The sequence below is a fragment of the Micromonospora sp. CA-248089 genome, from assembly GCF_050948515.1.
Classification (GTDB): Bacteria; Actinomycetota; Actinomycetes; order Mycobacteriales; family Micromonosporaceae; genus Micromonospora.
This window is the reverse complement of the sequence record NZ_CP192016.1, coordinates 5,023,262-5,035,448: the sequence shown is the minus strand read 5'-3', so window position 1 is coordinate 5,035,448 and position 12,187 is coordinate 5,023,262. Positions and strand designations below refer to the sequence as shown.

Genomic DNA, 12,187 nt, shown 5'->3' with positions numbered 1-12,187 from the left:
TCCTTACACTGCTGCGATGGACTGCCTCTTCTGCCGGATCGTCGCCGGGGAGATTCCCGCCACCATCGTCCGCGAGACCGCCACCACCCTGGCCTTCCGGGACATCGACCCGAAGGCGCCCACCCACGTGCTGGTGATCCCGAAGGAGCACTACGCGGACGTGGCCACGCTGGCCCAGGGCGCGCCCGAACTGGCCGGCGAGGTGCTCCAGACCGCCGCCGTGGTCGCGGAGGAGGAGGGCCTGACCGTGGACGGGTTCCGGCTGATGTTCAACACCGGCCCGTACGGCGGCCAGGAGGTCTTCCACGTGCACGCGCACCTGCTCGGCGGCGCGCCGCTCGGCCCGATGCTCTGCCGATGACCGACGTCTCCGACCGGCTCGCCCGGATGGTGCGCCAGGCGCAGGCCACCGGGCGGATCCCGGCGGTGTCGGCCGCCCTGCACCGGGCCGACCGGCCGCTCTGGACCTGCACCGTGGGCGACACGGGCAACGACAGCCCGCTCGGGCCGGAGACGGTTTTCCGGATCGGCTCGGTCACCAAGACCTTCACCGCGGTGCTCGTCATGCAGTGCCGCGACGACGGCCTGCTCGACCTGGACGACCCGATCGGGCGGCACCTCGACCTGCCCGCGCACGGCGACGCGACGGTACGCCGGCTGCTGTCGCACACGGCCGGCATGCAGCGCGAGCCGCACGGCGACGTGTGGGACAGCCTGCGCGCCCCGGCCGTCGACGAGATGCTGGCGGACCTGGCCCGGGTCGAGCGGGTGCTGCCCACCGGCCGGCGCTTCCACTACTCCAACCTCGGTCTGGCGCTGCTCGGCGAGGCGGTCGCCCGGCTGCGCGGCGGCACCTGGGCCGAGGTTCTGGCCGACCGGGTGCTCGGCCCGCTCGGGCTGACCGCCACCGGCCCGCACCCGACCGAGCGTGCCGCGACCGGGTTCCTGGTCGACGCGTACTCCGACGAGGCCCACCCGGAACCACCCGCCGACTTCGGCGCGGTGGCCCCCGCCGCGCAGCTCTGGAGCACCGCGACGGACATGGCCCGCTGGGCCGCGTTCCTGGCCGACCCGGCGGCGGTGGACCCGGACGGCGCGGTGCTCGCCGCGACGACGGTCGAGGAGATGCGCTGGCCGCTCACGCCCACCGACGAGTCGGTCTGGTCGGCGGGCTTCGGGCTGGGCCTGATCCTGATCCCGCAGCCGGAGCGGGTGACACACGTGGGCCACGACGGCGCGATGCCCGGCTTCCTCGCCGCCGTGTACGGGCGGCGCGGCGGGCAGGGCACCGCCGGGGCGACGGGCGCCGCCGTGCTCGGCTCGTCCGGCACCGGCGCGGAGGTGTTCGACCTGGTACACCGGCTGCTGGCCGCCGCCGCCGAGCACGACCCGGCGGAGATCGAGCCGTGGCGTCCCGGCCCGCCCGCCCCGGCGCACCTGCGCGGCATGCTGGGCCGCTGGTGGGGCGAGGGTTTCGAGTACGTCTTCTCCTGGCACGACGGGACGCTGCGGGCGCGTGGCGCGGACGACCCGGCCGGGAAGCCGCCCGCCGTTTTCGCGCCACTGCCGGACCGGCCGGACGTGTTCCGCACGGTCTCCGGCCGCGAGGCGGGGGAGCTGCTGCGGCTGACCCGCGACGAGCGCGGCGTGGTGGTCCGGATGCACTGGGCGACCTACCGCTTCACCCGCACCCAGGAGACCTTCGACGGGTACGACTTCCGCGCCGGCGGCTGACCGCCGGCCACCCGAAATGGGCGCGGTGCGTACGGTGCCGACCCGATACGATGGAGGGGTACGCCGCGCCAGCAGGGCCCGGCGCCCGAGAAGCGGAGAGCAGGTGGCGCAGGGCCCGACGGGCCCGACCTATGACCGGCACCCCACCTCCCGGCACGCCGCGTGTGCAGACCAGGATCACGGTCGGAGACCAGAAGATCATGGTGAACCTGCTCGGCGCGGGCGACGAGATCCTGCGGCTCGTCGAGCGCTCGATCGACAGCGACGTCCACGTCCGCGGCAACGAGATCACCATCACCGGCGCCCCCGCCGACAACGCCCTCGCCGAGCGCCTCTTCAGTGAGCTGCTCGAACTGATCGAGAAAGGCGAGACCCTGACCACAGACGCGGTACGGCGTACCGTCGGCATGCTCGAGCAGGGCGGCAGCGAGCGGCCCGCCGAGGTGCTGACGCTCAACATCCTCTCCCGGCGCGGCCGCACCATCCGTCCCAAGACGCTGGGGCAGAAGAAGTACGTCGACGCGATCGACGCCCACACCATCGTCTTCGGCATCGGCCCGGCGGGTACCGGCAAGACGTACCTGGCGATGGCGAAGGCCGTCCAGGCGCTCCAGGCCAAGCAGGTCAACCGGATCATCCTGACCCGGCCGGCGGTCGAGGCGGGCGAGCGGCTGGGCTTCCTGCCCGGCACCCTGAACGAGAAGATCGACCCCTACCTGCGCCCGCTCTACGACGCGCTGCACGACATGCTCGACCCGGAGACCATCCCCAAGCTGATGGCCGCCGGGACGATCGAGGTCGCGCCGCTGGCATACATGCGCGGAAGAACCCTTAATGACGCGTTCATCATCCTGGACGAGGCGCAGAACACCACGCCCGAGCAGATGAAGATGTTCCTCACCCGGCTCGGCTTCGGCTCCAAGATCGTCGTCACCGGTGACGTCACCCAGGTGGACCTTCCCGGCGGGACGACGAGCGGCCTGCGAGTGGTCCGGGAGATCCTGAACAACGTCGAGGACGTGCACTTCGCCCAGCTCTCCAGCTCCGACGTGGTGCGTCACAAGCTGGTGGGCGAGATCGTCGACGCGTACGCCCGCTGGGACGCCGAGCGGGAGAACCAGCAGGCGCAGAGCGTGCACGCCGTACCGGGGCGGACCGCCCAGGGCGGCCGGGCCGGCCGGCGCCGCTGACCGGCCGGCGGAAGCCGTCACATCATCAGAGGAAGACAGTTGTCCATCGAGATCGCCAACGAGTCGGGTGTCGACGTCGACACCGACGCCGTGCTCGCCGTCGCGCGGCACGCTCTCGACGAGATGGGGGTCAACCCCCTCGCCGAGTTGTCAGTGCTGCTCGTCGACATCGAATACATGTCGGAGCTGAACCACCGCTGGATGGGTGGCGACGGCCCGACCGACGTGCTCGCCTTCCCCATGGACGAGGGCAGCGTCGACCACGGTCCGGGGGAGAGCGCCCCGGCCGGCGGTGAGCCGGCCCTGCTGGGCGACATCGTGCTCTGCCCGGAGGTGGCGTCCAAGCAGGCCGCCGCGGCCGGGCACTCGGCCGCCGACGAGCTGCACCTGCTCACCGTGCACGGCGTGCTGCACCTGCTGGGCTACGACCACGCGGAGCCCGAGGAGGAGCGGGAGATGTTCGGTCTCCAGGCCCGGCTGCTGGCCAGCTGGCGGTCGACGCGGTCGCGGTGATGGACATCGTGGCGGCGGTCCGCACCCCCGCCGGTCTGCCTGATCTTCAACTCCTGGTCTTCGCCGCCGGGCTGGTGGTGCTCGCCGGCCTGATCGCGATGACCGAGGCGGCGCTCGCAGCGGTCTCGCCGGCCCGCGCCGCGGAGCTGACCCGGGACGGGGCCCGCGGCGGGCGCGCCCTCCAGGTGGTCGCCGGTGACGTGGTCCGCCATCTGAACCTGCTGCTCCTGCTGCGCCTGCTGGCCGAGCTGACGGCCACCACGCTCGTCGCGCTGGTGGCTGTCGACACGTTCGGCGCGGGCTGGCGGGCGGCGCTGGTGACCGCGGGCGCGATGACTGTGGTGAGCTTCGTGGTGGTGGGCGTCGGCCCGCGCACGATCGGCCGCCAGCACGCGTACGCGGTCGGCCGTGCCGTCGCGCCGCTGGTGCGCTGGCTCGGCCGCGCGCTCAACCCGCTGGCGTCGCTGCTGATCCTCATCGGCAACGCGGTGACCCCCGGGAAGGGCTTCCGCGAGGGGCCGTTCGCGACCCAGGTGGAGCTGCGGGAACTGGTCGACCTGGCCGAGCAGCGCGGCGTGGTGGAGCACGGCGAGCGCCAGATGATCCACTCGGTCTTCGCACTCGGCGACACCATCGCCCGCGAGGTGATGGTGCCGCGTACCGAGATGGTGTGGATCGAGGAGCGCAAGACACTCGCGCAGGCGCTGGCGCTGTTCCTGCGCTCCGGGTTCTCCCGCATCCCGGTGATCGGCGAGAACGTCGACGACGTGCTCGGTGTGCTCTACCTCAAGGACCTGATCCGGCGGGTGCAGGGCGACCAGGCCGCCCGGCAGATGCCGGTGGCCGAGCTGATGCGCCCGGCCACGTTCGTGCCGGAGTCCAAGCCGGTGGACGACCTGCTCTCCGAGATGCAGGCGGCCCGTAACCACCTGGTCATCGTGGTCGACGAGTACGGCGGCACCGGCGGGCTGGTCACCATCGAGGACATCCTGGAGGAGATCGTCGGGGAGATCACCGACGAGTACGATGTCGAGCGCCCGCCGGTCGAGCACCTGCCCGACGGGGCCGTGCGGGTGACCGCGCGGCTGCCGGTGGAGAATCTGGGCGAGCTGTTCGACACCGAGCTGCCCACCGACGAGGTGGAGACGGTCGGTGGCCTGCTCGCCCAGGCGCTCGGCCGGGTGCCCATCCCGGGCGCCGAGGCCGAGGTGGCCGGCCTGCGGCTGATGGCCGAGGGCACCACCGGCCGGCGCAACCGGATCGACACGGTTCTGGTGAGCCGGGTCGACCGGGGCGACGCGCCGGAGGGCACGAACCGACACGACCCGCCCGATTCCCGTGGCGACAACAACCGTTCCGAGGAGAGGCAATCCGCCGATGCCTGAGTCACCCGCCGTACCGGCCGCCCTGCCCACCCCCGCCGACCCGGCCGAGCTGAGCGCGGAGGACGCCAAGCTCGTGATCCTGGCCCGGGGCGCGCGGAGCCGGGTGGCGGCAGTGGAGGGCGCCGCGGTCCGCGACCAGGACGGCCGGACGTACGCGGCGGCCAGCGTGGCGCTGCCGTCGCTGACCCTGACCGCGCTTCAGCTCGCGGTGGCCTCGGCGGTGGCGGCGGGCGCGAGCCGGCTGGAGGCCGCGGTGGTGGTGACCGAGGCGTCGACGCTGGACGGCTCCGGGCACGCCGCCGTGCGTGACCTGTCCGCCGACGCGCCGGTGCACGTGGCCGCGCCGGACGGCACCGTCCTCGGCACGGTGGTCGAGTGACCACGCCCGAGGCGCGTCCCTACCGGGCCGGGTTCGCCTGTTTCGTCGGTCGGCCGAACGCCGGCAAGTCGACGCTGACGAACGCGATCGTCGGCACGAAGATCGCGATCACCTCGAACAAGCCGCAGACCACCCGGCACATCATCCGGGCGGTGCTGCACCGGCCGGACTCGCAACTCGTGCTGGTCGACACCCCGGGTCTGCACCGGCCCCGCACGCTGCTCGGCGAGCGCCTCAACGACCTGGTCCGGGAGACCTGGAGCGAGGTCGACGTGATCGGCCTGTGCGTACCGGCGAACGAGCCGATCGGCCGGGGCGACCGCTTCATCACCGGCGAGCTGGCCAGCCTCAAGGCAACGGTGCTGGCGGTCGTCACCAAGACCGACCTGGTCGACAAGAAGCGGCTGGCCGAGCAGTTGCTCGCGGTCAGCGAGCTGGGCGAGTTCGCCGACGTGGTGCCGGTCAGCGCGGTCTCCGGCCACCAGGTGGACACGCTCGTCGACGTGATGACCGGCTACCTGCCCGAGTCGCCGCAGCTCTACCCGGACGACATGCTCACCGACGACCCGGAGCAGGTGCTCGTAGCGGAGCTGGTCCGCGAGGCGGCGCTGGAGGGCGTACGCGACGAGCTGCCGCACTCGATCGCCGTGGTGGTCGAGGAGATGATTCCGGAGGGCAACCTCACCAAGATCTACGCCGACGTGTACGTGGAGCGGCCGAGCCAGAAGGCCATCGTCATCGGCCATCGGGGCAGCCGGCTCAAGCACGTGGGCACCACCGCGCGGCGGCAGATCGAGGAGCTGCTCGGTACCCGGGTCTACCTCGACCTGCACGTACGTGTGGCGAAGGACTGGCAGCGCGACCCGAAGCAGTTGCGCAAGCTCGGCTTCTGACCGGCGTCCGGGGCAGGCCCGGCGAGACGTGATCAGGATCAGCCAGACCTATGGGACATCTCACTTTCCATAGGTGTTCTTGGCTGTTTCACGGCGCCCCGGAGCAGGGTAGGGACCATTGTCTCTGCCCCCGGACCCCGCCGTGAGCTGATGCGAAACCGCTATCTGGACCTGCTCCGCTTCCTGGCCATCCTGCGAGTCGTCACCTACCACGTCACCGGTTACGCCACCCTCACGCTGGTGTTCCCGGCGATGTCGGTGATGTTCGCCCTGGCCGGGTCGCTGATGGCGGCGTCGCTCGACCGCAGCGGGGTACGCGCGGTCGGGCGACGCCTGCGCCGCCTGCTGCCGTCGCTGTGGGTGGTCGCCGCGGTCTTCGTGCCGGCCATGCTGCTCACCGGGCTGGCGTTCGGCCCGAAGGTGCTGCTCTGGCTGTTCCCGATCAGCGACCCGCCGGCCAACTACTGGGGCGGGCTGGCGCTCAGCCCGATCTGGTACCTGCGGGACTACCTGTGGTTCGTGCTCGCGTCGCCGCTGGTGCTCTGGCTGTTCCGCCGGGCGCCGCTGCCCACGCTCGCCGCCCCGTACCTGCTGCTCGTCGCGATCGAGGTGGGCGTCCTGGCGAACCCGCCGACGGTGCTGCGGGAGTTCGGCCTCTACTTCGGCGCCTGGCTGCTCGGCTTCGCCCACCACGACGAGATGCTGCGCCGGATGCGCAACCGGGTGCTGCTGCCGGTGGCCGCCGTGGTCGGCGCCGCCGGGCTGGCGTGGATCGTCACCCACCCGGGCCCGCGCGGATTCGACATCAACGACATCCCGCTCGGCAACGCGCTCTGGTCGGCCGCGTTCATCCTGGTGGCGATCGGCCGGGCACCGGTCGGGGTGACCTGGGTCGACCGTGTGCCGGCGCTCGGCCGGGCGGTCACCGTGGTGAACCGGCGCGCGCTGACCGTCTACCTCTGGCACATGCCGTTCGTGGTGCTGCTCACTCCGCTCGTCGGCCTGGTCGGCTGGTCGCCGCGTGACCCGGTGGGCCTGTGGCTGCGGGTGGGGCTGGTCTTCGCGCTCGTCGGCGTGGTGACGCTGCTCGTGGGCTGGGTCGAGGACGTGGCCGCCCGGCGTACCCCGGAACTGGTCCCCGGCAGGCCGCGGCGGACCGTGGCCGACCGGGCGGCGGCCGCACCGGCCAGCCCGGCACCCGCCGGGGCGGAGGACGCGCTGGTGAGCGTCGGCGCCCGGGTGCCGGCGCCACGCCGCGGGACGGAGGATCCCGGCCGGGCCGGCGGCGTCCCGGCGGCCCGGCGTGCCGCGCCGGGCGACTGAGCCCCGGCGGAGCGCGGCGCGGCGCCGCCGGGGCGCGGCCCGCTCAGCGGGTGCTGACCGTGACGTTGCCGCTGGTGGCGGACGCCTCCAGCGTCACCGAAGCCGTCGGGTCGTCGTCGACACGCACGTCGGTGTCGCCGGAGGTCGCGGTGGCGCGTACCCGGTAGCGGCCCGCCGGTACGGCGAGGTCGACGTCTCCGCTGGTGGCGTGCACCCGGGCCGGTGCGGGCTGGTCCAGCTCCACGACGATGTTGCCGGAGGTGGTCTCCACGTCGACGGCGGAGGCGAGCCGGCGGGCCTCGATGTCGCCGGAGCGGGCCCGCAGCCGCACCGGGCCGGCCGCCTCGACGACCCGGATGTTGCCCGACGTGGTGGAGGCACGGACCTCGCCGGTGGTGCCCCGGACGGTCAGGTCGCCGGAACTGAGCGTGAACTCGACGGCGCCCACGTCGGTGAGGTCGACGTTGCCCGAGCCGGTGCCACCGCGGACCACCACGCCGGGCGGCGCGGTCACCTCCCAGGAGATGCTGCACCGGTGCCCGCAGTCGGTGGGCAGGACGAGTTCGTCGCCCTTGATCTCGTACCGGCTGGTCGGCTCGTCGCCCTGGTAGCGGACCACGCGCTTGACGCGTACCTGGTCGGCGGGGCCGTTGGCCCGCACCACGACGTCGCCGGCGCCGTCGTCGTCCACGGTGATCTTCGTGATCTTCGTCCGTTCGGTGTGGTCGTAGTCGAGGCGGCGGAACGAGAGGGTGTCACACCCGGAGAGAACGATGAGCGCGGCGGCAGCGGCGGCGGCCACCACACCACGCAGCCGGGGAGCGGTGCGGAGCGAAGCCATGGCCAGCACATTAGGACCGGCCCGGCGCCCGGCACATCGGGGATCGCCCGCCGGTCCACCCCGAGCCGACCCTGAGATCGCACCCGGAGGGAGAATGGCCTGATGGCCGGGTACCGCCGACAGCTCTACCGCGACGACGCGGTGGTGCTGCGTGTGCAGAAGCTGGGCGAGTCGGACCGCATCATCACGCTGTTCACCCGCCGGCACGGCCGGCTGCGCGCGGTCGCCCGGGGCGTGCGGCGCACCATGAGCCGCTTCGGCGCGCGGCTGGAACCGTTCGGGCACGTCGACCTCCAGCTCGCCGGCGACCCCAAGGGCAACCAGGGCAGCTCGTTGCACACCGTCAGCCAGGTCGAGGCGATCGAGCTGTACGGCAAGCGGTTCCTCGGCGACTACCCCCGCTACACGGCGGCCAGCGCGATCGCCGAGACCGCCGAGCGGCTCACCCCGGTCGAGCGCGAGCCGTCGCTGCGGCTGTTCCAGCTCACCCTCGGCGCGATGAAGTCGCTGGCCCGCGGCGAGCACGCCACCACGCTGGTGCTCGACGCGTACCTGCTGCGCGGGATGGCGTTCGCCGGCTGGGCGCCGGCGCTCGCGGCCTGCGCGGTCTGCGGCGAGCCGGGCCGGCACCGCGCGTTCTCCGTACCGGCCGGCGGCGCGGTCTGCCCGGACTGCCGGCCCCCCGGCGCCGCCCACCCCGCGCCCGCCACGCTGGAGCTGATGTCCGCGCTGACCTCCGGCGACTGGGGGTACGCCGACGCGGCCGACACCGGCGTACGCCGGGAGTGCAGCGGACTGGTCGCGGCGCACCTCCAATGGCATCTGGAGCGCGCGCTACGCTCGCTGCCGCTGGTCGACCGGGGCGCCCCGGCGTCCGGCGCGGTCCCGCCGCCCGGCGGCGCGGGGCCGGATGTGGTCCCGCCGCGCTCCGGGGCCGGGCCCGGCGCCGGAGTGAACAGGGAGATGACCGAGTGATCCGATCGACGAGGGCGACCCGCCGCGAGCCGGTGCCGCCGACCCCGCACCCCTCCGGCGCCCGCCCGCCGGCGCTGCCGCCCGCCGCGGTGCCCCGGCACGTCGCCATCGTGATGGACGGCAACGGCCGCTGGGCCAAGGAGCGGGGCCTGCCCCGCACCAAGGGGCACGAGCAGGGCGAGCACAGCCTGTTCGACACCGTCGAGGGCGCGATCGAGATGGGGATTCCCTACCTGTCGGCGTACGCGTTCTCCACCGAGAACTGGCGGCGCTCGCCGGACGAGGTCCGCTTCCTGATGGGCTTCAACCGCGACGTCATCCGCCGCCGCCGCGACCAGCTCGTCGACCTGGGCGTCCGGGTGGTCTGGTCGGGCCGCGCCGGCCGGCTCTGGAAGAGCGTCATCTCCGAGCTGCAGACCGCCGAGGAGATGTCCCGCGGCAACTCGACGCTCACGCTGCAGTTCTGCGTCAACTACGGTGGCCAGGCCGAGATCGCCGACGCCGCCGCCGGGATCGCCCGCGACGTCGCAGCGGGCAAGCTCGACCCGGCCAAGGTGAACGAGAAGACGATCGCGCGATACCTCTACCACCCCGAGGTGCCCGAGGTCGACCTGTTCCTGCGCCCCTCCGGGGAGCAGCGCATCTCCAACTTCCTGCTCTGGCAGACCGCGTACGCCGAGCTGGTCTACCTGGACACGCTCTGGCCCGACTTCGACCGCCGCCACCTCTGGTACGCCTGCGAGCTGTACGCCCAGCGCGACCGCCGCTTCGGCGGTGCCCTGCCCAACCCGGTCGCCCCGGGCGCCTGACGTCACGCTTACCAAGGCGCCGCGGTGGGTACCGATACCTCCAGACAGCAAACGCGGAGGTGAACCACATGATTCAGAAGCGGATCGCGCAGTGGGCGTTCATGGCGGTCGCCGTGCCGCTGGCGGCGGCCGGCGCGCGCCGGCTCAGCCACACCCTGGAGGCCCGTCGCGGCCCGTCCGGGGTGAGCCGTCTGCTGACCAAGGGCGCCGACCTGGTCCGGCCGCAGAAGGCCAAGCGTCGCCGGTTCTTCTGACCGCGACGTCCGGCCCTGATGGCCGCGGCCGGCACCCGACGTGAGCGTGACGCCCCGCATCCGGCTTTCCCGCCGGGCGCGGGGCGTTCCGCTCTACGATCGGCGCAGGGCGTGCCGCCGGGTGCGCGCCCGCCACGGGGGGTGGAGGATGCGCGATCTCCGGTACGAGATGACTGCTGCCCTGGCCGCCGCCGATCTGGTGGAGGCGACCCACCGGGACGCCGTAGCGGCACTCTGCGCCGACGTGGCGCAGCGGTGGTGCGCCGACCTCGGGCACACCCCGGCGGTCCGCTCCGGCGAGATCGGCGAACTGGCGGCAGGCGAGCCGGCCGCCGGCTGGGCGCCCGACCCGCATGCCCCGCGAGCCTGGTGACCTGTCCGGCCGGGCTCACGCCTCCACTTCGGAGCGGTCACCCGCCCATAGCGTGTGGAACGAGCCGTCCCGGTCCACCCGGTGGTAGGTGTGCGCGCCGAAGTTGTCCCGCAGGCCCTGGATCAGCGCGGCCGGCAGCCGCTGCGCCCGCAGCGCGTCGAAGTAGGCCAGCGACGAACCGAAGGCCGGGGCCGGCACGCCCGCCCGGGCCGCGTCGGCCACCACTCGTCGCCAGGCCGGAACGCCGGCGCTGACCCGCTCGGCGAACCACGGCGCGACGAGCAGCGTCGACAGGTCCGGCTCCGCGTCGTACGCCTCCCGGATCCGGTCCAGGAAACCGGCCCGGATGATGCAGCCGCCCCGCCAGATGGTGGCCGTGCCGCCCAGGTCGATGTCCCAGTCGTACTCCCGGCTGCCGGCCCGGATGTGGTCGAACCCCTGCGCGTACGCGACGATCTTGCTGGCCAGCAGCGCACGGCGCACGTCCTCGACGAACGCCTCCCGGTCGTCCACCTGCCACTTGTCGCCCGCGTCCGCGAACACCCGGCGGGCGGCCTCGCGCTGGTCGGCGTGGCCGGACAGCGACCGGGCGAACGTGGCCTCGGCGATACCGGTGATCGGGATGCCCAGGTCGAGCGCGCTCTGCACGGTCCAGCGGCCGGTGCCCTTCTGCTCGGCCTGGTCGAGCACCACGTCCACGAACGCCTGACCGGTGGCCGCGTCGGTGTGGCCGAGCACGTCGGCGGTGATCTCGATGAGGAAGGACCCCAGCTCGCCGCCGTTCCACTCCCGGAAGATCTCCGCGATCTCCGCCGGGCTCGCCGACAGACCGGCCCGCAACAGGTCGTACGCCTCCGCGATGAGCTGCATGTCGGCGTACTCGATGCCGTTGTGCACCATCTTCACGAAGTGGCCCGCGCCGTCCGGCCCGACGTGCCGGCAGCAGGGCTCGCCGTCCACGTGCGCGGCGATCTTCTCGAAGATCGGCCCCAGCTTCTGGTAGGACTCCGCCGACCCGCCGGGCATGATGCTCGGGCCGAGCAGTGCGCCCTCCTCGCCGCCGGACACGCCGGTGCCGACGAAGTGCAGGCCGTGCTCGCGCAGCGCCTCCTCCCGGCGGCGGGTGTCGGCGAAGTGCGCGTTGCCGCAGTCGACGACGATGTCGCCCTCCTCCAGCAGCGGGACCAGTTCGTCGATCACCGCGTCGGTCGGGGCGCCAGCCTTCACCATCACGATCACCGCGCGGGGCCGCTCCAGCGAGCCGACGAAGTCCGCGAGGGACTCCGACGGCACGAACGTGCCCTCGTCGCCGTGCTCCGCGACCAGGCTGCGGGTACGTTCCGGCGACCGGTTGTGCACCGCCACGGCGAAGCCGTTGCGGGCCAGGTTCCGGGCCAGGTTGCGGCCCATCACCGCCAGACCGGTGACTCCGATCTGCGCCGTCGCCTGCTCTGCCATGCGTACCGCCACCTCTCGTTCGTGCTGCCGTGCTGCGACCGTATCGCGGTCGTCGGGGCA

At 73.1% G+C, this 12,187-nt stretch carries 14 protein-coding genes; 12 read left to right on the top strand and 2 right to left on the bottom strand.

Going from position 1 to position 12,187, the window contains the following annotated elements:
- Positions 1–16: 16 nt before the first annotated feature.
- From ACQP26_RS23545 to ACQP26_RS23510, 8 genes are all read left to right on the top strand, one after another.
- The gene (locus tag ACQP26_RS23545; protein WP_013475524.1) at positions 17–361 is read left to right on the top strand and encodes a histidine triad nucleotide-binding protein; all 345 of its coding nucleotides are present in this window, start codon (positions 17–19) and stop codon (positions 359–361) included.
- Positions 358–1,734, top strand: coding sequence for a serine hydrolase domain-containing protein (locus ACQP26_RS23540; protein WP_281577020.1), 1,377 nt, complete (start codon positions 358–360; stop codon positions 1,732–1,734). Before ACQP26_RS23545 ends, ACQP26_RS23540 begins: the two co-directional genes overlap by 4 nt.
- A gap of 131 nt (positions 1,735–1,865) precedes the next feature.
- On the top strand, positions 1,866–2,924 hold the full coding sequence (locus ACQP26_RS23535; protein ID WP_269704589.1) for a PhoH family protein: 1,059 nt from the start codon (positions 1,866–1,868) through the stop codon (positions 2,922–2,924).
- Positions 2,925–2,963: 39 nt separating this feature from the next.
- Positions 2,964–3,437 (top strand): rRNA maturation RNase YbeY, encoded by a 474-nt coding sequence (ybeY, locus tag ACQP26_RS23530; protein WP_269704590.1) that lies wholly within the window; start codon positions 2,964–2,966, stop codon positions 3,435–3,437.
- Positions 3,413–4,822: a hemolysin family protein gene (locus ACQP26_RS23525; RefSeq protein WP_269707029.1), complete on the top strand. Its 1,410-nt coding sequence runs from the start codon at positions 3,413–3,415 to the stop codon at positions 4,820–4,822. The genes ybeY and ACQP26_RS23525 overlap by 25 nt, the downstream gene beginning before the upstream one ends.
- The gene (locus tag ACQP26_RS23520) at positions 4,815–5,201 is read left to right on the top strand and encodes a cytidine deaminase (protein ID WP_194802347.1); all 387 of its coding nucleotides are present in this window, start codon (positions 4,815–4,817) and stop codon (positions 5,199–5,201) included. Before ACQP26_RS23525 ends, ACQP26_RS23520 begins: the two co-directional genes overlap by 8 nt.
- Positions 5,198–6,094, top strand: a complete 897-nt coding sequence (gene era, locus ACQP26_RS23515; protein ID WP_216928739.1) for a GTPase Era — start codon at positions 5,198–5,200, stop codon at positions 6,092–6,094. The genes ACQP26_RS23520 and era overlap by 4 nt, the downstream gene beginning before the upstream one ends.
- Before the next feature lie 150 nt (positions 6,095–6,244).
- Positions 6,245–7,417 (top strand): acyltransferase family protein, encoded by a 1,173-nt coding sequence (locus tag ACQP26_RS23510; RefSeq protein ID WP_433494027.1) that lies wholly within the window; start codon positions 6,245–6,247, stop codon positions 7,415–7,417.
- Between the two features lie 43 nt (positions 7,418–7,460).
- On the opposite strand, the gene ACQP26_RS23505 is transcribed toward ACQP26_RS23510, so the two are convergent.
- On the bottom strand, positions 7,461–8,258 hold the full coding sequence (locus ACQP26_RS23505) for a DUF4097 family beta strand repeat-containing protein (RefSeq protein ID WP_269704592.1): 798 nt from the start codon (positions 8,256–8,258) through the stop codon (positions 7,461–7,463).
- Between the two features lie 102 nt (positions 8,259–8,360).
- On the opposite strand from ACQP26_RS23505, the gene recO reads away from it, so the two are divergent.
- From recO to ACQP26_RS23485, 4 genes are all read left to right on the top strand, one after another.
- Positions 8,361–9,233, top strand: a complete 873-nt coding sequence (gene recO, locus ACQP26_RS23500) for a DNA repair protein RecO (RefSeq protein ID WP_433494026.1) — start codon at positions 8,361–8,363, stop codon at positions 9,231–9,233.
- 32 nt (positions 9,234–9,265) lie between these two features.
- Positions 9,266–10,042 carry an isoprenyl transferase gene (locus tag ACQP26_RS23495; protein ID WP_269707030.1) on the top strand — a complete coding sequence of 259 codons (777 nt, stop codon included), beginning with the start codon at positions 9,266–9,268 and terminating at the stop codon, positions 10,040–10,042.
- A 68-nt stretch (positions 10,043–10,110) separates the two neighbouring features.
- Positions 10,111–10,296, top strand: coding sequence for a hypothetical protein (locus ACQP26_RS23490; protein ID WP_194802342.1), 186 nt, complete (start codon positions 10,111–10,113; stop codon positions 10,294–10,296).
- 148 nt (positions 10,297–10,444) lie between these two features.
- Positions 10,445–10,669: a thioredoxin reductase gene (locus ACQP26_RS23485; protein ID WP_269704594.1), complete on the top strand. Its 225-nt coding sequence runs from the start codon at positions 10,445–10,447 to the stop codon at positions 10,667–10,669.
- Positions 10,670–10,684: 15 nt separating this feature from the next.
- On the opposite strand, the gene gndA is transcribed toward ACQP26_RS23485, so the two are convergent.
- A complete protein-coding gene (gndA, locus tag ACQP26_RS23480) occupies positions 10,685–12,127 on the bottom strand; it encodes an NADP-dependent phosphogluconate dehydrogenase (protein WP_433494025.1) in 1,443 nt (480 codons plus the stop codon).
- Positions 12,128–12,187: the final 60 nt, after the last annotated feature.

What these genes read in the sequence shown, in the direction of transcription:
- ACQP26_RS23535 (WP_269704589.1), top strand. Translation starts at nt 1,866, where the DNA reads ATGACCGGCACCCCACCTCCCGGCACGCCGCGTGTGCAGACCAGGATC.
- ACQP26_RS23485 (WP_269704594.1), top strand. Translation starts at nt 10,445, where the DNA reads ATGCGCGATCTCCGGTACGAGATGACTGCTGCCCTGGCCGCCGCCGAT.
- gndA (WP_433494025.1), bottom strand. Translation starts at nt 12,127, where the DNA reads ATGGCAGAGCAGGCGACGGCGCAGATCGGAGTCACCGGTCTGGCGGTG.
- recO (WP_433494026.1), top strand. Translation starts at nt 8,361, where the DNA reads ATGGCCGGGTACCGCCGACAGCTCTACCGCGACGACGCGGTGGTGCTG.
- ACQP26_RS23540 (WP_281577020.1), top strand. Translation starts at nt 358, where the DNA reads ATGACCGACGTCTCCGACCGGCTCGCCCGGATGGTGCGCCAGGCGCAG.
- ACQP26_RS23505 (WP_269704592.1), bottom strand. Translation starts at nt 8,258, where the DNA reads ATGGCTTCGCTCCGCACCGCTCCCCGGCTGCGTGGTGTGGTGGCCGCC.
- ACQP26_RS23520 (WP_194802347.1), top strand. Translation starts at nt 4,815, where the DNA reads ATGCCTGAGTCACCCGCCGTACCGGCCGCCCTGCCCACCCCCGCCGAC.
- ACQP26_RS23490 (WP_194802342.1), top strand. Translation starts at nt 10,111, where the DNA reads ATGATTCAGAAGCGGATCGCGCAGTGGGCGTTCATGGCGGTCGCCGTG.
- ACQP26_RS23545 (WP_013475524.1), top strand. Translation starts at nt 17, where the DNA reads ATGGACTGCCTCTTCTGCCGGATCGTCGCCGGGGAGATTCCCGCCACC.
- ACQP26_RS23510 (WP_433494027.1), top strand. Translation starts at nt 6,245, where the DNA reads ATGCGAAACCGCTATCTGGACCTGCTCCGCTTCCTGGCCATCCTGCGA.